Below are 18,966 nucleotides of genomic sequence, written 5' to 3'. Positions count from 1 at the left end.
GAACGGGGGCGGGCCGGTCGGTCCGTACGTCAGTGCCGAGGCCGGTCCGTGCATGGTCGAGTCAGGTGTGCGCGCCCACGAACAGGTCGCTGTAGCGCTTGCGCAGTTCGGCTTTCTGCACCTTGCCCATGACGTTGCGCGGCAGCGCTTCGACGGTGCGCACGGCGCGGGGGTGCTTGAACCGGGCGAGATCTCCGGCGATGAAGTCGAGCAGTTCCTCGGCCCGGGGCTGCTTGCCGGGTGCCGGGACGACGACGGCCACCACCGTCTCCCCGAAGTCCGGGTGGGGGACTCCGATCACCGCGGACTCCAGCACCTCGGGGTGGGCGTCGAGCAGTTCCTCGATCTCCTTGGGGTAGATGTTGTACCCCCCGGAGATCACGAGGTCCTTGTCCCGGCCGACGATGCACAAGTAGCCGTCCTCGTCGACGCGGCCCAGGTCGCCGGTGATGAAGAAGCCGTCCGCACGGAACTCGGCAGCGGTCTTCTCGGGCAGCTGCCAGTAGCCGGTGAAGACGTTGGGACCGCGGACCTCGATGCTTCCGATCTCACCGTCGGGCAGTTCCTGGCCGGTCTCGCCGTCCACCACACGGATCTCGGTGCCGGGGAGCGGTTTGCCGACGGTTCCGGGCTTGCGCGGTCCGCCGTCGTAGGGGTTGGTGGTGTTCATACCGGTCTCCGTCATCCCGTAGCGCTCCAGGATGGCGTGGCCGGTACGGGCCTCGAAGGCCTCGTGGTCGCTTGCGAGCAGTGGGGCCGAGCCGGAGACGAACAGCCTCATCGAGGCGCAGGCCTCCCGGGTGAACCGCTCGTTCCGCAGCAGTCGGGTGTAGAACGTGGGCACCCCCATGAGCACCGTGGCCCTCGGCAGCAGATCGATGATCGCCCCGGCGTCGAACTTGGGCAGGTAGTGCATGGAGGCACCTGCCGTCAGGGTCATGTTCGCCGCGACGAAGAGCCCGTGGATGTGGAAGATCGGCAGCGCATGGATCAGCCGGTCCTCGGCGGTGAACTCCCAGGCCTCCAACAGTGCCCGGCAGTTGGAGGCGAGGTTGCCGTGGGAGAGCACCGCGCCCTTGGAGCGCCCGGTGGTGCCGGAGGTGTAGAGGATCGCCGCCGGATCGTCGGCCGAGGCCTCGTGGACCTGTTCGAGGCGACCGTCGCATTCGAGGAGGGTGCCGTCGCCGGCTGTGCCGAGGGTTTCGACGACGAGTTCGGTTCCTGCCCGGTGGGCGTGGTCGGCCAGGCGCTCCGGGGAGCAGACGAGTACGCGAGGCCGGGCATCCCCGAGGAAGTAATCCATCTCCGCGCCGGTGTAGGCGGTGTTGAGCGGCAGAAAGACACCGCCGATCTGCAGGGTGGCCAGGTACAGCGCGATGGCCTCCGGGGACTTCTCCACCTGCATGGCGACCCTGTCACCTGGGGTGACGCCGTCGGCGGTGAGGCGGGCGGCGATCCGTTGCACGCTCCGTACGGTCTCGCGGTAGGTGATACCCCGCCCGTCGGGCAGCTCGAAGAGCGCCTTGTCCGGCTGCCGCTCCGCCTGCTCGGCGAAAGAGTGGTAGATGGTCGGGAAGGGCGTCGTGCGGGGTCCCATCGGGGGTGTTCCTTTCGTTCCTGAGGAGGCCTGGTGCTTCGAGGCCGTGGACGTGCCTCGGGCGCGGGGCGGCGCGACCGCAGCCTCCGGAAAGGCGTCGCGCAGCGGCCCGCCGAGCGCCACGGTGCGGCGGCGGACGAAGTCCTCGTGCCGGCGCTCCAGCTGCTCCGGCTCGTAGCGGTAGTTGATCATCGCGCCGTAGGACTGCTGCCAGGCCTCGGACGAGCTGTTCGCCGGCCAGTTCAGCTGCCAGGCGGCGGCTCCGTTGCCCAGGTGGAAGCGGGCGACCGGGTCGAGCGGGCGACCGTCGTCGTGCTGCTCGACGGCGATGTACCGGGCGAGGGCGGGGAAGAGCCGGGTACGTATCCGCTCGGCGTCGGCCGGCGCGAGGTCCGCGGGCTTCGCGGGGCTCGCGGGGTTCGCGGGGTCGGATTTCGCCATGGCGGCCAGTTCTTCGACGAGGATCCGCAGCTCGGCCTCCTGCTCGGCCTGCTGCTCGAGCCAGCGCCGGAACCCGGGGATGGGTGAGAGCGTGGCGAACTGCGTCAGGTGCGGCAGCTGCTCCCCCACGTGCTCGATGACCTGCTTGATGAGGAAGCTGCCGAACGAGACGCCGGCCAGCCCGTCCAGGGCGTTGTTGATCGAGTACAGCGCGGCGGTGTCCGCCTGGGCGGGGCTGAGCACCGGACCCGGTTCCAGCAGCGGGGTGATGCTGTCCGGCAGACCGCGCACCAGGGCGACCTCCACGAAGATCAGCGGGACGTCCCCGGTGGCCGGGTGGAAGAAGGCGTATACACGGCGGTCCTCCGGCTGCAGACGGCGGCGAAGCTCGCCGCTGTCCGCCATCGGATGGACCTTCTCGCCCCTCAGCAGGTGCTGGCGCAGTTCCTCCGGTGCGTCCCAGGTGACCTCCGTCATGCGGAGAAACCCGCGGTTGAACCAGGAGGTGAGCAGATGGTGGAAGTCGTGGTCGAGGGGCCGCAGCCGCGGGTCACGGCGCATCAACCGCCGCAGGTCGGCGCGCATGCCGACCAGGGCGAGTGTGGCGTCCGGCGCGTGATTCATCCGCCGGAGCAGTTGCTGACGGGCCGGTTCGACCACATCGAAGAGGCGGACCAGCTCCTCCTCGCCCTGGGACCCGCTGTCCCTGGCCGCCTCCCAGCGGCGGTAGGCCTCGCGGACCTGATCGGCGTCGACATCGTAGGTCCTGGTGATGTGGGTGAAGAAGGCCAGCTTGCCGGTGTCGTCGAGCTCGCCGTAGGCGGCGAGGGCCCGTGCGGCGACCGCTCGCATCGAGGCCTCGCCCACGTCGCTCATCAGGACCTCGCAGGCGACGAGCAGTTGCTCCAGCGGAGAGTGCCGAGGCTCCCCGGCCCCGGGCTCGCCGCCCTGCTGCCGGCCGAGCGCCCGAAACAGATCGGTCAGCAGCCAGCCGTCATGGTGTTCCATCCCCGCTCCTCCTCACACCTCCGGCCTGCCATATGCATCATGGGGCGTGATGTATATAACAGCCGCACCGTAGGTCACAGGAGTGCGGCGGTCTACCCCCTGGAACGGAACGAACAACCGGCTAGCCTGAGCGTTCGGAGGTGCGCATGGCCCGAATCCCCGAATCCCGGCGCGTACGGGACGCGCTTGAGAACGCCGTCGTCGACGGCCGCTACCGCCCCGGCGAGCGACTGGACCCTGCCCAGTTGGAGAGGGAGTTCGGCTGCTCGCGTACGCCGGTCCGCGAAGCCCTCCAGGCGCTGGAGCGCTCAGGACTCGTACAGATCCGCGCCAAGCAGGGCACCTACGTCACCGAGTTGAGCGTCTCCGAGCTGGCCGAGCGCTTCGAAGTCATGGCCGAGCTCGAAGGGATGGCGGCACGGCTCTCCGCCCGCCGTATCGAGCAGGAGCCGCTGGACGAGCTCCACCGTGCGCTGAAGGAGTGCGAGAAGCACGCGTTGGCCGGCGACGCCGATCGCTACTACTACGCCAACGCCTGCTTCCACGGCATCGTCTACGACTCCTGCGGCAACGAGTATCTGCGGCAGCAGGCTCATGCGCTCAAACGGGTCCTGCAGCCGTACCGGCGCCTGCAGCTGCGTGTGCCGGACCGCATGCGACGCTCCCTGACCGAACACAATGACATCGCCGCCGCCATCGCGAGAGGCGACGCCGAGACCGCGGAGAACGCCGCTCGCGAGCACGTGCTGGTGCAGGTGAGGGAGTTCAGCCAGCTGGTGCGGACCTGGAGGCACCTGACTCAGCCTGCGGGCAACGCCGGCTGAGCGCGCCACAGCACGAGCGGATGGCGCTCCCGCCTGTGATCCGCCTCCCACCGGGTGACCGGCCATTCTCGGCAGCGGCGATGAGTTCGGCCCGCCTGGGTGGTCCAACCCTCATCGACCGCGTTTGTCGGCCAGGTATCAGGCATGAGGAGCCACATGAATCAGCTGCTGAGGGTCCAGAACTTCAACGTCTCCAGCGATGGATACGGTGCCGGTGAGCACCAGAGCCTGGAGAGACCGTTCGGCCACGCCGACCCCGGTGACATGTTCGCCTGGGCCGGCGCCACGGCGAGCTGGCCCATGCGCGGCGAGCCCGGTGGGAGCCGCGGTCTCGACGACTACTTCACCCGCGATTTCACCCGCAACATCGGTGCCGAGATCATGGGCCGCAACAAATTCGGGCCCCAGCGCGGGCCCTGGCAGGACCACGAGTGGCAGGGGTGGTGGGGCGAGGAGCCCCCGTTCCACACCCCAGTGTTCGTCATGACCCACCACGAGCGCCCGTCGTTCACGCTCTCCGACACCACGTTCCACTTCGTCGACGGCGATCCGGCCACGGTCCTGGAACAGGCGCGGGACGCCGCGCAGGGCAAAGACGTCCGACTCGGCGGCGGGGCCACCACCATCCGGCAGTTCCTGGAAGCCGACCTCGTCGACACCATGCATGTGGCGGTCTCGCAGGTGAAGCTCGGCTCCGGGGTGCGGCTGTGGGAGTCCCCCGACGAGCTGCTCGACCGGTTCCACCAGGATGTCGTGCCCAGCCCGAGCGGTGTGACGCACCACCTGTTCTGGCGGCGGTGAGACCACCGGGACCACCGGCTGGTGCGGCGCGGTGTGCTGTAGTCCTAAGCTGCGGGCTGGAAGGTCATGAAGGGGGAAGACCTAGATGTCGTTGCAAAAGGGCGCCAACGTGCCGGTGCCGGCCACCAGGATCCAGGTGGAGTTGGGGTGGCGGACAGGGCCCGAGGTGCCTGATGTGGACGCGTCCGCCTTGTTGCTGACAGCAGTCGGCAAGGTGCGGTCGGACGACGACTTCGTGTTCTACAACCAGCCCGCGCACCGCAGTGGTGCGGTGCGCCACGAGGGCGGGCGCCCGGACGGCACAGGGACGATCGAGACGATCCTGGTGGAGCTGGATGCGGTGGAGCAGGAGATCGCCACCGTGGTGATCGCGGCTTCCACGGACGGCACGTTCGGTCAGGTGCCCGGCCTGTTCGTGCGCGTACTGGATGCCGAGAGCGGCACCGAGACGGCACGGTTCGACGCCTCGGACGCCACGTCGGAGACGGCGTTCGTGCTCGGGGAGCTGTATCGGCGCAACGACGCGTGGAAATTCCGTGCCGTGGGCCAGGGGTACTCCTCCGGTCTGGAAGGGCTCGCCACCGACTTCGGTATCACTGTCGAGGAGCCGGCCTCACCCCCGCCGGCGCAGCAGGCCGCACCACCCCCGGTCGCCGCCCCCGCACCCCCGCCCGTGCCGCCTGTACCGGCACAACAGGCCGTACCGTCGCCTCCTTCCGCCCCTGTCCCTCCCGCTCCCCCTGCGCAGCCGGTGCGGCTGTCGAAAGTCACGTTGACGAAGGCGGCGCCCGCGGTGTCGCTGACCAAGCAGGGAGCCACCTCAGGGGCCATGCGGGTCCATCTGGCGTGGAGCGCGCGCAAGCCGTCGCGTGGCTGGTTGAAGAAGGGGAAGGGTGCTGTTCGGCTGGAGGACGTCGATCTGGACCTCTCCTGTCTGTGGGAACTCCAGAACGGGGCGAAGGGGATCGTCCATCCCATCGAGAACCAGTTCGGTTCGTTCGAGCAGCCGCCCTACATCCGGCTGGACCAGGACGACCGGACCGGCTCGGGCGCGGGGGAGAATCTTGTGGTCAACCTTGACCACGCGGCCGAGATCAAGCGCCTCCTGGTGTTCGTGGTCATCTACGCCGGGGCGTCGAGCTTCGCGGGCCTGGACGGGGTCGCCACGCTGTATCCGCCGACCGGCCCGCCGGTCGAGATGCATCTGGACGAGTGCACCGTTCCTTCGCAGGTCGCCGCGATCGCGCTGATCGAGAACGTGGACGGGGAACTGGTCGTCCGGCGGGAGGCGAAGTACATCGTCCGGCCGCCCGGCATCCTCAAGCAGCAGGCCGCGGACATGGAGTACGGCTGGGGGATGACGTGGCACGCGGCCGGTAAGCAGTAGGCGTTCGTTGTTTCTGCGGCCCTACTGTTCCCGCTCGAAGAGCAACGCATAGGGCAGGCAGTCGTATGCCGTCGCTAGCGGGACGAAATCCGGGGAGGTGCGCGCAGCGGTGGCCCGTAGCCGGGCCACCGCTTCCGCGGCGGTCAGGGGCTCCAGGTCCAGGGCCGTCAGCAATCGGTCCCGGCGCTCCGGGAAGTCCGGGTGGTCGTCGCGCAGTTGCTCCTCCAGCTCGTGCTGGGGGAAGCCGGCACCGAGGTCCCTCCAGTACGGGCAGTGAGCGATCAGCCTGACGGCCTCGGCGAGGTCTTCGGCCATGAGCGTGGCCTGGCCCTCGGAGTCCGCGTACAGCACGGGACGCTGCCGGGCTCCTGGCTCGCCGCACAGGAAAAAGGTGCCTCCCGCCCCACATCCTGCTATCGGGTGCAGCGGACTGCCGGTCGGCAGCCGAAGGTCTTCCACGGGATCGCGGCGCTCGATGTCGAAGTCGCCGGGCCACACCAGCAGTTCCGCGACGGCGGGGTCGGTCTCGATCCGATGCAGGAGGTCTTCCGAAGTGCTCATGTCGGGAAGGTAGCAGCGGGCTCCGACAGCGGCGCTCCAGCACCGCCGGGAGTGTGCGGGAGGCACTGACACCGCTGACCGGTCAGCGCCACGGGGACGGGGGATCCCGAAAGCGCTGACCGGCCGCAGCCTGACAGTCGACCGGGGAGACGACTGTCAAGTCCTGGGGTGCCGTTGTGCTTGTGCTACGCGGCGCCCATGTCGCGCCGACGGCTGGTGGCCAGCCCGGCGAAGGCGAGCACGGCCGCCACAGCCAGCAGCCAGACGAACGGCTCCGCGGTGAAGTCACCTCCCGGCACCTGGGGAATGTGGGTGAACGGCGAGACGTCCAGCACGCTCTGGTCGAAGTCGAGCGCCCTGCCGAACTGTCCCAGCGTGAAGCAGAGCGCCAACCCTCCCCACGCGGCAGCCGTCACCCGGGGTAGCAGGCCGAAGAGCGCGAGTGTCAGCGCCGAGAGCACCCAGACCGCCGGGAGTTGCACCATGGCGGCGCCCAGAATGCCCGGCAGTTCGCCTCCGACGTCTCCCATGTTGGCGCCGTGCACCAAGCCGGCGACCAGACCGCCGACGGCCAGCGCGACCACGGGCCCCAGCAGGGCGAACGTCAGGTGGCCGCCGATCCACCGCAGTCGGCTCACCCCGGTGGCCAAGAGGTACTCGGCGCGGGAGTTCTCCTCCTCGGCTCGCATGCGAAGAGCTGCCTGGATGCTGTAGGCGGCCGCCACCAGCCCCATCAGGCTCATCATCGACGCGATGTAGGAGTCGATGAGGCCCTCCTGACCGCCGATCCTGGAGAACACGTTCTGAAGGTCCTTGTTGTCCTTCATCATGTCGCCGACGCCCTCGGCGATACCGCCGAACACCCCGCCGAGCACGGCGAACGCGATCAGCCAGCCCATCAGCAGCCCGCGGTGGAGCCGCCAGGCCAGGGCCAGCGGGCCGCCCAGCGCGGGCGCGGCCTCGGCAGGGCCGAGCCGGGCCGGGAGCAGCCCGGCGCCGATGTCCCGGCGGGAGGAGACCGCGAACGCCAAGGTGGTGGCGAGCAGCGTGAGGGCGACGGCCAGCAGCAGCACCCACCACTGCTCGTCGGCGAAGGGCCGCAGCTCGGTCACCCAGCCGAGGGGTGAGAGCCAGTGGAGCCAGGACAGGTCGTTGCCCGGGCCTCCGGTGTCGGCGGCCAGCCGGATCAGCAGGAAGGCGCCGAGCGAGCCGATGGCGATGCCCCGGGCGCCGCCGGCGTTCTCGGTCAGCTGTGCCGCCACACCGCCGAGCGCGGCGAACATGCACCCTGCTGCCGCGAATCCGAGGCCCACGGCCAGGGCGCCGGAGCCCGGCAGGTTCTGGCTCAGCCCGGAGGCGACGAGAAGTCCGAGCAGCAGATTGCCCAGGAACGCCACGCTCAGTACGGCGGTCAGTCCGGCGTGCCGTCCGCACACCGTGCCGCTCAGCAGCTCGCGTCGTCCGGCCTGTTCCTCGGTGCGTGTGTGCCGGATGACGAAGAGCAGGCTGATCAGTCCGATGAACAGCGGGATGGCGCCGACCCGCTGGGCGACGATGCCGCCGGCGGTTTCGCTGTGCAGCGGGCCGTAGAGTGCGAGGAAGGTCGGGTTGGAGCCGCTGGTCCGCGCGTACTCGGCACGCTCGGCGGCGGTCTGGCTCTGGTAGGTGTCGGCGAGGCCGACCGGGGCGGCGGCCAGCCACAGCACGACGACCAGCAGCAGCCACCGGTCCCTGCGCAGGATGAGCCGGATCAGCTTGCCCGTTCCCTTGAGCGACGTCACCGGCCTGCTCCCGCGTTCGCCGCCGAGTCTGCTGCCGCGTCCACCCCTGAGCGGCGGCCGTCGGCCTCGTAATGCCGCAGGAACAGATCCTCCAGGGTGGGCGGCTGACTGACCAGGTTGCGTACTCCTAGCGAGACGAAATGCCGCAGCGCGTCATCGAGGCGGTCGGGGTCGACCTCGCAACGCACCCGTGTGTCGTCCACCCGCACATCGTGTACACCGGTAAGCGCGTCCAGCCCCGAGGGCTCCCGCTCCAAGGTGACGTCGATGGAGGTGCGCGTCAGGTGACGCATCTCGTCCAGCGTCCCGGATTCCACCCGCCGTCCCTCGCGGATGATGCTCACCCGGTCGCAGAGCGCCTCCACCTCGGACAGGATGTGGCTGGACAGCAGCACGGTGCGGCCGGACCTGCGCTCCTCCTGGATGGCCTGCCGGAACATCTCCTCCATCAACGGGTCGAGTCCGGAGGTCGGCTCGTCGAGCACGAGCAGTTCCACATCGGACGAGAGGGCCGCGACGAGGGCGACCTTCTGCCGGTTTCCCTTGGAGTAGGTGCGGGCCTTCTTCTTGGGGTCGAGTTGGAAGCGCTGCAGCAGATCGTTCTTACGCTGCTTGTCGAGCCCGCCGCGCATCCTCCCGAGCAGGTCGATCACCTCTCCCCCGGACAGACCGGGCCAGAGGTTGACGTCGCCGGGGACGTAGGCGAGGCGGCGGTGGAGTTCGGTGGCCTCCGCCCATGGGTCGCCGCCCAGCAGCGTCACCTCGCCCTTGTCCGCGCGGAGCATACCGAGCAGCACCCGGATGGTGGTGGACTTGCCCGCACCGTTCGGCCCCAGGAATCCATGCACCTCGCCGGTGGCCACGCTCAGGTCGAGGCCGTCGAGTGCGCGCGTGGGGCCGAAGTCCTTCACTAAGCCGCGCACCGAGATGGCGTCAGTCATCGGAGTGCCTTTCCATCGTGTCGTCGTTACTCGCCTCGCTCGCCGGGGCCGTCTGGGCCATGCCCTCGCGGGCCGCGGCCGCGTACTCAGGGCTGATGAGGTTGTGGGAGTAGATGTCGAGCATCGCCAGGGCCACCTTCTGGTCGCCTTCGTCGGAGAGCACGTCCATTCCGATCACCCGGGAGACGTGCTTGTGGAAGGCGGCGATGCCCATCGTCTGTGCCACCATCAGGGCCGCCCGGGTGGTGCGGTCGACCGTGGGCGGATCGGCGCGGCTCTCGTCGGCCTTCACGAGCCACCGGTCGATCATCTTGACCATCTCGTCGAAGAGCGGCGCCGCCACTTCCGACTCCTCGATCAAAGTGCTGACCAGGTAGCGCTGAAAGGGGTCGAGTGCGCGTTTGTCGTCGGCGGTCAGAGGGCTGTCACCTGGTGCCTCCTCCTGCAGGACCCGGTCGTTGAACTGGTGCAGCGCTTCCAGCACATAGGTGTCGCACACGCGGCGCAGCCCCTCCTTGGAGCCGAAGTGGTGCCGGACAAGGCCCGGCGACACTCCGGCCGTTCTGGCGATTTCCCGGATCGTCGCCCCTGAGAAGCCCGATTCGGCGAAGTGCTTCAGCGCGGCGTCCCGAATGCGGGCACGCGCTGTGAGGTCCTTCGCCGCCGGTCGACCGCCGAAGCTGATCATTCACTGTCCTCTTCCCGTCGTGTCCGCGAGCAGGAGCGAGCTCTGCCGCGGGCCGACGTTACTGCCCAGGCGCACAGCCCACTGTACGCACGTATAGCCAACTGTTCGCAAGGGTAGCCCGCGTCAAGAACGCGAAAGAGTTACGGAGCCCACCGGGACCCCCGCACAGCCACCCCTGCGACCTCGGACTTTAGCCGGGCGTTGCCGGGGCTTCGGCCCGCACTGACTGGGTCTAGGCACGGCATGCCGAGCAGTACCGTCAGCCCCGGGGAGGAATGCATGACGTTCCCATCAGCTCCGCCGCCCACGTCTCCGACGGGCGAACAGGTCACCGATTACTACAGCGCGCTGGGCCCGCTGCTGCGCATGGCATGGGGCGACAACCTGCACTTCGGCTACTGGGAGGGCCCCACGGACCGCAGCTCCTCGGAGGAGGCCACCGACCGGTTCACCGACCTGCTCGCGGCCCGGTTGCGGGTGCGCCCCGGCGAGAGGGTGCTGGACGCCGGGTGCGGCGTGGGCAGGCCGGCGCTGCGCGTGGCCTCCGCGACGGGTGCGCAGGTGCTGGGCGTGACCATCAGCCAGGAGCAGGTCACCCGGGCGAGGGAACTGGCTCGCGAGGCGGGGCAGGAGGAGCGCGTACGGTTCGAGTACGGGGACGTGATGCGCCTGCCGCACCCGGCGGGCTCGTTCGACGCGGTGCTCGCCTTCGAGTCGATCGTGCACATGGACCGGCTCACGGCGCTGCGGGAGATGACGCGGGTGCTGCGCCCCGGCGGGCGGATCGTACTGACCGACACCTTCGCCCTGGGCGACGGCCCCGGGAGCCCGCCCTCCGCCCCCGGCACGCAGGTCACGGCGGACGCGGGCGAGGTCGCGTCGATCGGGCGGCTGGAGGCATACCCCGAACTGGTGAAGGGCGCGGGTCTGGAACTGGTCGAGCTGACCGACGTCACCGAGCACACGAAGTACACGTTCATGCGGGTGATCGACGGGATCCTGCGCTGCCGCCGGGAGTTCGAGCGGCAGCACGGTGTCAGCGTCGAGGAGATCCTCGACTCGCTGAAGCCTGCACACCCCGACGTGGCCACCCAGGGCGGGGCCGAGGCAGTCGGCTGCCTGGTCGCGGTCGCGCGGAAGCCCCTCGGCGCATGAGGGCACACGCCGCCGTTCCGCCACGCGTTAGGCGGGCTTTGGGCCGGTCCCCGACGATGCCGGAGGACGAGCGGGAAGGGAGCGGTCGGAGGGGATGAAGGGCATCATTCTCGCGGGCGGGAACGGTACGCGACTGCAGCCGCTCACCTTCGTGGGTTCCAAGCAGCTCGCCCCGGTCTACGACAAGCCCATGATCTACTATCCGCTCTCGGTGCTGATGCTGGCGGGTATCCAGGACATCCTCATCATCACCCGCCCGGCCGAGCTGCCCGTCTTCCGCTCCCTGTTCGGCGACGGGCGGCAGCTGGGCCTGAACATCGACTACGCCGGACAGGACGAACCGCGCGGCATCGCGGACGCCTTCCGGGTCGGCGCCGACCACATCCGCGGCGAGGAGTGCGCGCTGATACTCGGCGACAACCTCTTCCACGGCGCGAACCTGCCCTCCTTGTTGCGCCGGAGCGCACGGAAGCTGCGCGGCTGCGTGCTGTTCGGACATCAGGTCGCGGACCCCCAGCGGTTCGGAGTCGCGGAGATCGACGCCCGGGGCAGGCTGGTCTCCATCGAGGAGAAGCCCGAGCGGCCCCGCTCCAACCTCGCGATTCCCGGACTGTACTTCTTCGACGGCGGGGTCGTGGACGTCACCAAGGGCCTCACGCCCTCGGCGCGTGGCGAGTTGGAGATCACCGACGTACTGCGCGCCTATCTGGAGGAGGGCACGGCCGAGCTGGTGTGGCTGGGCAGGGGCGTCACCTGGTTGGACACCGGCACCCACGAGACGCTGCTGGACGCTGCGCGGTTCGTACGGGACGTGCAGCACCGGCAGGGCACCCGGCTGGGCTGCATCGAGGAAATCGCCATGTACATGGACTTCATCCAGCCGGAGGACTGCCACGCGCTCGGCGCCGGGATGGGCAACTCGCCCTACGGCCAGTACGTCATGGAGCGCGCCCGCGACTTCAGCCTGGGGCTGCCGCCCGTCGAGTTCATGGAGGAGATATGAGTCTCCTGGTCACCGGGGCCGCCGGGTTCATCGGCTCCGCGTATGCGCGGATGCTGCTGGCGCCCGGCGCCGCGGCGGCGTCCGGGGTCACCCGGATCACGGTGCTGGACAAGCTGACCTACGCCGGCAGCCTCGACAACCTCGACCTCACCCACCCTGGGCTCACGTTCGTACGGGGCGACATCTGCGACACCGAGCTGGTCGACAGGCTGATGGCGCGGGCGTCCCAGGTGGTGCACTTCGCGGCGGAGTCGCACGTGGACCGTTCGATCGCGGCCGCCGGTGAGTTCGTCCGTACGAACGTGACGGGCACCCAGACTCTGCTGGACGCGGCACTGCGGCACGGCGTCGAGCGCTTTGTGCACGTCTCCACGGACGAGGTCTACGGCTCGGTGGAGAGCGGCTCCAGCGTGGAGGAGGACCCGCTCTCCCCCAACTCGCCCTACGCGGCGTCCAAGGCCGCCTCGGACCTGGTCGCGCTCTCGTACCACCGCACGCACGGGCTGGATGTACGGGTCACGCGGTGCTGCAACAACTACGGGCCGCGCCAGTTCCCCGAGAAGATCGTCCCGCTGTTCATCACCAGCCTCCTCGACGGCGGTGACGTCCCGCTCTACGGCGACGGGCTGAACCGGCGCGACTGGCTGCACGTCGAGGACCACTGCAGGGCCGTCGAGCTGGTCCGCACGCAGGGCACCCCCGGCGACGTCTACAACATCAGCGGCGGAACCGAGCTGAGCAACGAGGAACTGACCAGGCGGCTGCTGGCGGCCTGCGGCGCCGACTGGAGCCGGGTACGCCACGTACCCGACCGCAAGGGGCACGACAGGCGCTACTCGATAGAGGACGCGAAGGCCCGCAGGGAGCTGGGGTACCGGCCGCGCCACGACTTCGCCTCGGGACTCGCCGCGACAGTCGCCTGGTACCGCGACAACCGCTCCTGGTGGGAGCCGCTCAAGAGCCGGATGACCGCGTGACCGGGAGTTGACCGCCCCGCACCGCGCCGTCAGGGGGACGTGACGCGCTCCCCCGGAAGGGAGCTGGGATCTCATGGGAGCTCCGACAACACCGGACAGGCCGCTGCGGTGCGGGATACTCGGCTGCGCGGACATCGCCCGGCGCCGGATGCTGCCGACACTCGCCGCCGTCCCGGATGTCGAGCCGGTGGCCGTCGCCAGCCGCAGTGCGGAGAAGGCGGCCGAGTTCGCCGCAGCGTTCGGCTGCGAGGCGGTGACAGGCTACGACGAGCTGCTGGCCTCCCCCGACGTCGACGCCGTGTATGTGCCGCTGCCTCCGCTGCTGCATGCCGCATGGATCGAGAAGGCGCTCCGCGCGGGCAAGCACGTACTGGCCGAGAAGCCCCTCACCGCGGGCCCGGACAGCACCGAGCGACTGCTGCGGCTGGCGGCTGAGCGGGGGCTGGTGCTGCTGGAGAACGTCGCCTTCCCGCACCACGAGCAGCATGCGTCCGTACGGAAGCTGCTCACCGACGGCGCCATCGGTCAAGTCCGCGACTTCGCCGGCTCCTTCACCATCCCGCCGCTGCCCGAGGACAACATGCGCTACCGGTCCGACGTGGGCGGAGGCGCCCTGCTGGACATGGGCGTCTACCCGATCCGCGCCGCGCTGCACCACCTCGGGCCCGACGTCGGTGTCCTGCACGCCGTACTGCGCCTCGACGCGAGCAAAGGTGTGGTGGTGGCAGGGCGGATCCTGGCGTGCACGGCCGGTGGGGTGACGGCCGATCTCACCTTCGGCATGGAGCACTCCTACCGGACCAGCCTGGAATTCGCCGGCAGCAACGGGCGGCTGACGCTGGACCGGGCCTTCACGCCGCCGCCCGCCCACCAGCCGGTCCTGCGGGTCGAGCGGCAGGACCACCGCGAGGAGATCACACTGCGCGCCGACGACCAGTTCGCCAACGTGGTGCGCTACTTCGCGCAGGCCGTCCGTACGCCGCGTTCCGGCAAGGGGCCGGATGGCGACGCCGCCCGGGCGAGCCTGCGGCAGGCGCGGCTGGTCGCGGAGGTCGAACGCAAGGCCGTAAGGATCACGCGGTGACGGCGCACGGCCGCGTGCCGTACCGTCACCGGACCGCGGCCCATCCGTTCGGTCCTCCGTCCGGCCCCTCCCCGGAGGGCGTCGCGTGCAGACAGGTCAGCAGGGTACGGGCCTGGACGTTGACGTAGTGGCTGTGCTGGGCGAGCGCGGCCAGCTGGCCGTGCGACATCCAGCGGAAGCCGGGCGGCTCCTGCCCGTCCTCCGCTTCGACGACGAGATAGCGGCTGACCGAGTCCAGGAACCGGCCGCCCTCTTCGGAGTGCAGTGCCGAGTAGCGGATCCGGGACGGGTCGGCCGTCCGCACCGCGTCGAGGAACGGCGGTCGCTGTCCGGCCGGCAGATGCGCATAGTTGTCGGGGGTGCACTGGACGGTGGGACCCAGCTCGGCGGTGTCGAGCAGACCGCCCTCCGCGCGGGCGCTGACGAGCACGTGCGGGACACCGCCGAAGTCGCGGCTCAGAAAGGCGACGAGGCCTTGGCCGCGCGGTTCGAGGAGCGGCTGCGTCCACGCGGCCACCTCGCGGCTGCTCGCGCGCACCGAGACGGCCACGATCCGGAAGTAGCGGTGGTCCACGTGGTCGATCGAGTGCGGGGCACGCAGCCAGCCGGGCACCTCGGCGAGAGGGGAACGCTCGGCCGAGGCCTGGACCGCGGCGCGCTGTTCCACCAGCCAGGAGAGCAGCTCGATGTCGGAGTGCACGGCGCGCGGCGCGACCTGCACCGGCACTCCGGCGAGCACGGACCGCGCGTCCATGTTGACCACCAGGTCGTGGCGCAGCAGCTCGGCGATCTGGCCGAGGGTCAGCCAGCGGAAGTCCTCGTGCGGCGGGACGTCGTCGGTCACCTCGACGATCATGTTGCGGTTGCGCTTGCGGTAGAACCACGAGCCGTGCTCGGACTGGAGCACGTCGGAGAGCACACTGCCCTCGGCCGGGGCCGTGAAGTGGTCGAGATAGCGCACGGACGCGCCCCTGTGGACCTTGGTGTAGTTGCTGCGGGTGGCCTGGACGGTCGGCGAGAGCTGGAGGAGGTTGGGGTTGCCGGGCTCCATCTTGGCCTGCAGCAAAAAGTGCAGCACTCCGTCGAACTCCTTGGCGAGGACGCCGAGGATGCCGACCTCCGGCTGGCAGATGATCGGCTGGCACCACTGCCGGTCGTCGACGGCGGCCCGCAGCCCCTCGACCGTGAAGAACTTGCCGCTGCGGTGCACCAGGTTGCCGGTGTCGGGGGCGAACGACCAGCCGTCCAGATCGGCGAACGGTATGCGGTCCACGGCGAACGGGACGGCCCGGCGCCGGCTCTCCAGCCATCCGAGGATCTCGTCCAGGTCAGCCGCCGGGCCCGCTGCCGTGGCAGCCGAGCGTGCGACACGAGCCGCCAGGCCGGCGTCCTGGCGGGCCCGGATCGGGGGACGCGTGTTCGCCGCGGCGGGTGCGCGCGTCGGGGCGCTCACCCGTGGCTCCTGACGAACTCCGCGATGGAGGCGGCGACATAGTCGATCATCTCTTCGGTGAGGGCCGGGTAGACACCGATCCAGAAGGTCTGCTCGGTGACGGTGTCGCTGTTGGTCAGCTCGCCCGACACCCGGTGCGGCTGGTCGATGTAGGCAGGGTGGCGGGTGAGGTTCCCGGCGAACAACCTGCGGGTGCCGATCCTGCGCGACTCCAGGAAGTCGACCAGCGCCGCACGGCTGAACGGAGCCTCGGGGACGACGGTCAGCGCGAATCCGAACCAGCTCGGATCGCTGCGCGGTGTCGCCTCGGGCAGCACCAGCCACGGCAGTCCGTCCAGGCTCTCGCGCAACCGCCGCCAGTTGCGCCGCCGCACCGAGCAGAAGTGGTCGAGCTTGTCCAACTGGCTGAGCCCCAGGGCGCCCTGCAGATCGGTCGCCTTCAGGTTGTAGCCCACGTGGGAGAAGATGTACTTGTGGTCGTAGCCGGCCGGCAGGGTCCCCATCTGGTAGCCGAACCGCTTGTGACAGGTGTCGTTCTCCCCCGGCTCGCACCAGCAGTCGCGGCCCCAGTCCCGCAGCGACTCCACGATCCGGGCCAGCACCAGGTTCGAGGTGAGCACACAGCCGCCCTCCCCCGTGGTCAGATGGTGGGCCGGGTAGAAGCTGACAGTGGCCAGATCGCCGAAGGTGCCGGCCGGTCGGCCGTCGTAGGTCGACCCCACCGCGTCGCAGGTGTCCTCGATCAGCAGCAGGTCGTGGTCCTCGGCGAGCCGGGCGACCTCCGCCGCCTCGAAGGGGTTGCCGAGGGTGTGCGCCATGATGATGGCCCGGGTGCGCGGCCCGATGGCCTGTTCGAGCCGCTCGACGGTGGTGTTGTACGTCCGCAGCTCGACGTCGACGAAGACCGGCACCAGGCCGTTCTGCAGGATCGGGTTGACGGTGGTGGGGAAGCCCGCCGCGACCGTCAGCACCTCGTCGCCGGGCCTGAGCCTGCGGTCGCCGAGCAGCGGGGAGGTCAGCGAGGAGACCGCGAGGAGGTTCGCCGAGGAGCCGGAGTTGGTCAGATGGGCCTTGCGCCGCTTCATCCTGCGGGCGAAGGCCGACTCGAACCTGCGCGAGCTGCGTCCGGCGGCGATCCGCATGTCCAAGGCCGCCTCGACCAGTGCCGCCCTGTCCTCCTCGTCCAGCACGGCGCCGGACGGCCAGATCTCGGTGACGCCCGGGACGAAGCCGCCCCCGTCCTGGGCGTCCTGGTGGTATTTGCGGACCTCGTCGAGGATGTGTGCGGCCCGTTCGTTCATCGTCCGTCCCTCCCTTGGCCGCCCGCGTCCGCGAGCAGATCCCTCAGTGAGTCCTCCAGGCTGCGGCGCGGGGTCCAGCCCAGCAGCCGCCGCGCCCGCGAGACGTCGAGCAGCAGCCAGGGCAGGTCGGAGCGTGACTCCGCCGCCGTCCGCTCCTCCACGACCCGCAGCGGGCGGCCGCTGTAGCCGATCAGCAGATCGACGAGCCGGCGCACGGGAACGGCCGCCCCCCGCCCGATGTTGACGACCTGACCGGCGACGGTGCGCGCGGGTGCCCGCGCGGTCGCGAGGACGGCCTGGGCGACATCGCGTACGTCGACCAGGTCGCGGTAGGCACGCAGCGGCGCGAGGCGCAGCTCCTCCTTGCCCGCGGCCAGCTCCGCGGCCACCAGACCGGTGAGGCCGGCGCGGGGCGCACCCGGCCCGCAGGCCACCGAGACCCGCAGCACCACTCCGTCGAGCCCCCGCTCGGCCGCGGCCCGCAGCACCGTCTGCGAGCCGCGCAGCTTCGTGCGCCCGTACGCGGTGGCCGGGTCCAGCGGCCAGTTCTCGTCGATCGCCTGCCCGTGGCGGGCCGGTCCGTACTCATAGGCGCTGCCGAGCTGGATGAGGCGCGGCGGGCTGGGCAGCCCGGCGACCGCGGCGGTCAGCCGGTCGACGAGGTCGGCGTTGAGCGCGGCCATCTCCTCCTCGGTGCCGCCCCAGACCGCGCCGGAGGCATTGACCAGCACCCGGGCCCCGGTGTCGGCGCACAGCCGGGCCAACTCGGCCGTGTCGGCGGCCGCCAGATCCAGCCGCACGGTGCTGAGGCCCCCCGCGTCGGGCCCGTCCTGCGATGCGGGGCGGGACACCCGTACGACGGTGGCACCGACCGAGGTGAACGCCGTGCAGATGTGCCGTCCCAGATAGCCGGAGCCACCCAGTACGAGGACCGGCCCACCGGTCACTGGCCGGCGCTGCCGTTCGTGCCGCCCTCGCCGTTGCCGCCGCCCTCACCATTCGTGCCGCCGCCCTCGCCGTTGGTGCCACCGTCGTTCTTGGTGTAGACGGCCTGCCAGAAATAGCTCCACGGAATACCGCGGCCCTCCCTGACGCAGGTCCACGCGTGACCGGGCCGGTAGGCGTCGAGGAAGGCGGGCACGGCCGCCTTGACGGCCTCGGTGTCGTGAATGTCGAGCAGCTGCCGAAGAGGCCCGTTCTCCAGCGCCATCTGCACGGCTTCGTCGCCCTTCCGGTAACCGTCCATGCTCTTGTCGAGATACTTCCCGACGGGGTTCTTCACGAAGAACCCCGTGCAGACACGGTCGATGATCCTCAGATACTCCGTCACCGTTTCCGGAGCCATCTCCGTGAACGAGTGCACATTGACGCACAGATCGAAGCGGGACGACTCCAGCGCGGCTGCCACGTCATCGTCCACGGGGATGAACCGCACCTTCGCGAACTGCTTGTCGTCCAGCACCTCGCGCAGATAGCGACGGCTCAGTCCCAGTGTGTTCTTCAGGTCGACGATGCAGTACTCGGCGAGGTCGTAATTGGAGAGCATCGCGTGGCACACCCGCCCGTACCCGGCACCGATCTCCAGGACGCGGGCGCCACGCAGCTCGACGGCCTTCTCGATGAATCCCAGCTCCTGCGAGGCCTGCAGGTAGTCCAGGCACACGGACTTTCCGTCGATACGGACCGCGATCGGGTTCCCCACCTCGCGGTTGCGCACCTTCTCGATCCTCGCCCATTCCTCCGGGGTCAGCCGGGTGGCGAGCTCGTACAGCAGCGCCTTGAGATACCGCACTCCGTTCGTCGTCGGATCCCAGAGTGCGAGATGGAAATTCCTCGGGTCCGACTTGAAGTCGGTCAGATCGGCGGACGCCTCTTCGGTGACCCACAGCTCGCTGATGCGCTGCCACTGCCGACTCGCCTGCAAACCCTGTGCCATCCCACTCTCCCGCCCTCGCCGCTCGGCT

16 protein-coding genes are annotated in these 18,966 nt (G+C 69.9%); 7 read left to right on the top strand and 9 right to left on the bottom strand.

Translation table 11 applies throughout. The annotated features are described in order from the left end of the window. Nucleotides 1–61 precede the first annotated feature (61 nt). Nucleotides 62–3,046, bottom strand: coding sequence for an AMP-binding protein (locus KBY19_RS36945; RefSeq protein WP_247691563.1), 2,985 nt, complete (start codon nucleotides 3,044–3,046; stop codon nucleotides 62–64). A gap of 146 nt (nucleotides 3,047–3,192) precedes the next feature. Between KBY19_RS36945 and KBY19_RS29785 the strand changes: the two genes are divergently transcribed. The 3 genes from KBY19_RS29785 (at nucleotide 3,193) to KBY19_RS29775 (ending at nucleotide 6,058) form a co-directional block, all read left to right on the top strand. Further along, nucleotides 3,193–3,870 (top strand): GntR family transcriptional regulator, encoded by a 678-nt coding sequence (locus KBY19_RS29785; protein WP_210967080.1) that lies wholly within the window; start codon nucleotides 3,193–3,195, stop codon nucleotides 3,868–3,870. 156 nt (nucleotides 3,871–4,026) lie between these two features. Further along, complete coding sequence (locus KBY19_RS29780) at nucleotides 4,027–4,671, top strand: dihydrofolate reductase family protein (RefSeq protein WP_099877379.1); 645 nt, start codon at nucleotides 4,027–4,029, stop codon at nucleotides 4,669–4,671. Nucleotides 4,672–4,756: 85 nt separating this feature from the next. Continuing rightward, nucleotides 4,757–6,058 carry a TerD family protein gene (locus tag KBY19_RS29775; protein ID WP_210967079.1) on the top strand — a complete coding sequence of 434 codons (1,302 nt, stop codon included), beginning with the start codon at nucleotides 4,757–4,759 and terminating at the stop codon, nucleotides 6,056–6,058. A gap of 21 nt (nucleotides 6,059–6,079) precedes the next feature. On the opposite strand, the gene KBY19_RS29770 is transcribed toward KBY19_RS29775, so the two are convergent. From KBY19_RS29770 to KBY19_RS29755, 4 genes are all read right to left on the bottom strand, one after another. Beyond that, the gene (locus KBY19_RS29770; protein ID WP_099877385.1) at nucleotides 6,080–6,619 is read right to left on the bottom strand and encodes a hypothetical protein; all 540 of its coding nucleotides are present in this window, start codon (nucleotides 6,617–6,619) and stop codon (nucleotides 6,080–6,082) included. A 185-nt stretch (nucleotides 6,620–6,804) separates the two neighbouring features. Further along, on the bottom strand, nucleotides 6,805–8,400 hold the full coding sequence (locus tag KBY19_RS29765) for an ABC transporter permease (RefSeq protein WP_185016014.1): 1,596 nt from the start codon (nucleotides 8,398–8,400) through the stop codon (nucleotides 6,805–6,807). Next, complete coding sequence (locus tag KBY19_RS29760) at nucleotides 8,397–9,341, bottom strand: ABC transporter ATP-binding protein (protein ID WP_099877391.1); 945 nt, start codon at nucleotides 9,339–9,341, stop codon at nucleotides 8,397–8,399. The genes KBY19_RS29765 and KBY19_RS29760 overlap by 4 nt, the downstream gene beginning before the upstream one ends. After that, entirely contained in the window at nucleotides 9,334–10,029 is a 696-nt protein-coding gene (locus KBY19_RS29755; RefSeq protein WP_185016015.1) for a TetR/AcrR family transcriptional regulator, read from the bottom strand. The genes KBY19_RS29760 and KBY19_RS29755 overlap by 8 nt, the downstream gene beginning before the upstream one ends. A gap of 279 nt (nucleotides 10,030–10,308) precedes the next feature. Between KBY19_RS29755 and KBY19_RS29750 the strand changes: the two genes are divergently transcribed. From KBY19_RS29750 to KBY19_RS29735, 4 genes are all read left to right on the top strand, one after another. Continuing rightward, nucleotides 10,309–11,184: a cyclopropane-fatty-acyl-phospholipid synthase family protein gene (locus KBY19_RS29750; RefSeq protein ID WP_185016016.1), complete on the top strand. Its 876-nt coding sequence runs from the start codon at nucleotides 10,309–10,311 to the stop codon at nucleotides 11,182–11,184. 94 nt (nucleotides 11,185–11,278) lie between these two features. Next, on the top strand, nucleotides 11,279–12,187 hold the full coding sequence (gene rfbA / locus KBY19_RS29745; protein ID WP_185016017.1) for a glucose-1-phosphate thymidylyltransferase RfbA: 909 nt from the start codon (nucleotides 11,279–11,281) through the stop codon (nucleotides 12,185–12,187). Next, on the top strand, nucleotides 12,184–13,164 hold the full coding sequence (rfbB, locus tag KBY19_RS29740) for a dTDP-glucose 4,6-dehydratase (RefSeq protein WP_210956484.1): 981 nt from the start codon (nucleotides 12,184–12,186) through the stop codon (nucleotides 13,162–13,164). Before rfbA ends, rfbB begins: the two co-directional genes overlap by 4 nt. Nucleotides 13,165–13,237: 73 nt before the next feature. After that, nucleotides 13,238–14,248 (top strand): Gfo/Idh/MocA family protein, encoded by a 1,011-nt coding sequence (locus KBY19_RS29735; protein ID WP_210956485.1) that lies wholly within the window; start codon nucleotides 13,238–13,240, stop codon nucleotides 14,246–14,248. A 25-nt stretch (nucleotides 14,249–14,273) separates the two neighbouring features. On the opposite strand, the gene KBY19_RS29730 is transcribed toward KBY19_RS29735, so the two are convergent. Genes KBY19_RS29730 through KBY19_RS29715 form a run of 4 tightly spaced genes read right to left on the bottom strand, consistent with a single transcriptional unit; the run spans nucleotide 14,274 to nucleotide 18,938 of the window. Next, the gene (locus KBY19_RS29730; RefSeq protein ID WP_307843662.1) at nucleotides 14,274–15,701 is read right to left on the bottom strand and encodes an NDP-hexose 2,3-dehydratase family protein; all 1,428 of its coding nucleotides are present in this window, start codon (nucleotides 15,699–15,701) and stop codon (nucleotides 14,274–14,276) included. Then, nucleotides 15,698–17,002, bottom strand: coding sequence for a lipopolysaccharide biosynthesis protein RfbH (gene rfbH / locus KBY19_RS29725; protein ID WP_210967078.1), 1,305 nt, complete (start codon nucleotides 17,000–17,002; stop codon nucleotides 15,698–15,700). The genes KBY19_RS29730 and rfbH overlap by 4 nt, the downstream gene beginning before the upstream one ends. Next, the gene (locus KBY19_RS29720; RefSeq protein WP_210956487.1) at nucleotides 16,999–17,949 is read right to left on the bottom strand and encodes an NAD(P)-dependent oxidoreductase; all 951 of its coding nucleotides are present in this window, start codon (nucleotides 17,947–17,949) and stop codon (nucleotides 16,999–17,001) included. The genes rfbH and KBY19_RS29720 overlap by 4 nt, the downstream gene beginning before the upstream one ends. Then, the gene (locus KBY19_RS29715) at nucleotides 17,946–18,938 is read right to left on the bottom strand and encodes a putative sugar O-methyltransferase (protein ID WP_210967077.1); all 993 of its coding nucleotides are present in this window, start codon (nucleotides 18,936–18,938) and stop codon (nucleotides 17,946–17,948) included. The genes KBY19_RS29720 and KBY19_RS29715 overlap by 4 nt, the downstream gene beginning before the upstream one ends. Nucleotides 18,939–18,966: the final 28 nt, after the last annotated feature.

The sequence above is a fragment of the Streptomyces sp. B15 genome (assembly GCF_018070605.1).
In the GTDB taxonomy this organism is placed as follows: Bacteria; Actinomycetota; Actinomycetes; order Streptomycetales; family Streptomycetaceae; genus Streptomyces; species Streptomyces smyrnaeus.
The sequence above is the reverse complement of the archived record's forward strand: the minus strand, read 5'-3'. Positions and strand labels throughout refer to the sequence as shown.

What these genes read in the sequence shown, in the direction of transcription:
- KBY19_RS36945 (WP_247691563.1), bottom strand. Translation starts at nt 3,046, where the DNA reads ATGGAACACCATGACGGCTGGCTGCTGACCGATCTGTTTCGGGCGCTC.
- KBY19_RS29785 (WP_210967080.1), top strand. Translation starts at nt 3,193, where the DNA reads ATGGCCCGAATCCCCGAATCCCGGCGCGTACGGGACGCGCTTGAGAAC.
- KBY19_RS29780 (WP_099877379.1), top strand. Translation starts at nt 4,027, where the DNA reads ATGAATCAGCTGCTGAGGGTCCAGAACTTCAACGTCTCCAGCGATGGA.
- KBY19_RS29775 (WP_210967079.1), top strand. Translation starts at nt 4,757, where the DNA reads ATGTCGTTGCAAAAGGGCGCCAACGTGCCGGTGCCGGCCACCAGGATC.
- KBY19_RS29770 (WP_099877385.1), bottom strand. Translation starts at nt 6,619, where the DNA reads ATGAGCACTTCGGAAGACCTCCTGCATCGGATCGAGACCGACCCCGCC.
- KBY19_RS29760 (WP_099877391.1), bottom strand. Translation starts at nt 9,341, where the DNA reads ATGACTGACGCCATCTCGGTGCGCGGCTTAGTGAAGGACTTCGGCCCC.
- KBY19_RS29755 (WP_185016015.1), bottom strand. Translation starts at nt 10,029, where the DNA reads ATGATCAGCTTCGGCGGTCGACCGGCGGCGAAGGACCTCACAGCGCGT.
- KBY19_RS29750 (WP_185016016.1), top strand. Translation starts at nt 10,309, where the DNA reads ATGACGTTCCCATCAGCTCCGCCGCCCACGTCTCCGACGGGCGAACAG.
- rfbA (WP_185016017.1), top strand. Translation starts at nt 11,279, where the DNA reads ATGAAGGGCATCATTCTCGCGGGCGGGAACGGTACGCGACTGCAGCCG.
- rfbB (WP_210956484.1), top strand. Translation starts at nt 12,184, where the DNA reads ATGAGTCTCCTGGTCACCGGGGCCGCCGGGTTCATCGGCTCCGCGTAT.
- KBY19_RS29735 (WP_210956485.1), top strand. Translation starts at nt 13,238, where the DNA reads ATGGGAGCTCCGACAACACCGGACAGGCCGCTGCGGTGCGGGATACTC.
- rfbH (WP_210967078.1), bottom strand. Translation starts at nt 17,002, where the DNA reads ATGAACGAACGGGCCGCACACATCCTCGACGAGGTCCGCAAATACCAC.
- KBY19_RS29715 (WP_210967077.1), bottom strand. Translation starts at nt 18,938, where the DNA reads ATGGCACAGGGTTTGCAGGCGAGTCGGCAGTGGCAGCGCATCAGCGAG.